Genomic DNA, 972 nt, shown 5'->3' on the forward strand with positions numbered 1-972 from the left:
AACCGCGCCGCCCGCACCGCGGCCCTGCTGGCGCAGCAGCCACCGCATCCGAGCACCGAGGGGCCGGATCTGTCTTGGGTGCAGGAGCGGGTGCGGTTCGTTCTCACCGTGGTGCAGGGGGTGGCGACCGGGGACTGGCCGTCCCCGGAACAAGTCGCCGAACTGGCGGGGTGTCTGCGCGACTCGCTGGTGCGGGATTGCGCGTACGGGTTCATCGGCACCTCCGCCGAAGATCCGGCGCGCGGGTTGTGGACTTTGGCGTGGCAGACGCTGCCACCCGGGCACCGCGTCGATGCCGCGCTCCTGGCTGCGGTGGCCTCGATCGCCGCCGATGACTGGGCCACCGCTGAGGCTGCGGTGGCCTCGATCCTCATCGACAACCCGGAACATCCTCTCGCGCTACGCCTTTCCCGCCTGCTGCCCGACCGCGACACCAGCGACCTGATCCGCCGCCTCCTTCACTCGGGACAAGCCACTGCCGCGGAGATCGGGTTACAGATCGAGTAACCCGACCCAGCGGACCCGAGTCTGCCCGGACCGCCAGGAGCAGGTATGGAATCTGTTGCACCCCAACCCGACACCAGCGAGAGTGAGCGACCGCGTTCGTGCGCGTGTGGGTGTGGTCGCCGCGCTGTGCGGGAGTATCTGCCGTTGCACGACCACCGCGCGGTCCAGGAGCTGGTTCGGCGCTGGTTCGGCGGATCGACCACGGCCCTGATCCGGTACATCCAGGCCATGGCCGGCGAGTACGGCATCCCCGACCCCGACAGCGGCGGGTTACAGCCCGTCCCGCCGCCGCTGGCGTACCTCGCCAGCGAATTCACCTGACCGCCTGCGTTGTTCAGTGAAGGAACACTCATGTCCGAATCGATTCCGACAGCTCGGGATCCCGGTGATGTGTTGGCCGGGGTGCCGGTGATGCTGGGGTTCTATCCGTCCGATTCGCTGGTGCTGGTCATAGTGCGTGATCGC

The 972-nt window shown here is 68.3% G+C and carries 3 protein-coding genes; all 3 read left to right on the top strand.

All coding sequences use genetic code 11. The features are described 5' to 3' along the window. Positions 1-507 (top strand): DUF4192 family protein (locus tag K7711_RS46995; RefSeq protein ID WP_222979667.1); only part of this gene is annotated, 507 nt, incomplete at its 5' end. Between the two features lie 45 nt (positions 508-552). After that, positions 553-828, top strand: coding sequence for a hypothetical protein (locus K7711_RS47000; RefSeq protein ID WP_222979669.1), 276 nt, complete (start codon positions 553-555; stop codon positions 826-828). A 30-nt stretch (positions 829-858) separates the two neighbouring features. Beyond that, a partial coding sequence (locus K7711_RS49555) for a DUF4192 family protein (RefSeq protein ID WP_222979677.1) occupies positions 859-972 on the top strand: 114 nt, incomplete at its 3' end.

The organism is Nocardia coffeae (genome assembly GCF_019890715.1).
GTDB classification, from domain to species: domain Bacteria; phylum Actinomycetota; class Actinomycetes; order Mycobacteriales; family Mycobacteriaceae; genus Nocardia; species Nocardia jiangxiensis.

Excerpts from the sequence above, each read along its gene's own strand:
- K7711_RS47000 (WP_222979669.1), top strand. The coding sequence starts at position 553 with ATGGAATCTGTTGCACCCCAACCCGACACCAGCGAGAGTGAGCGACCG.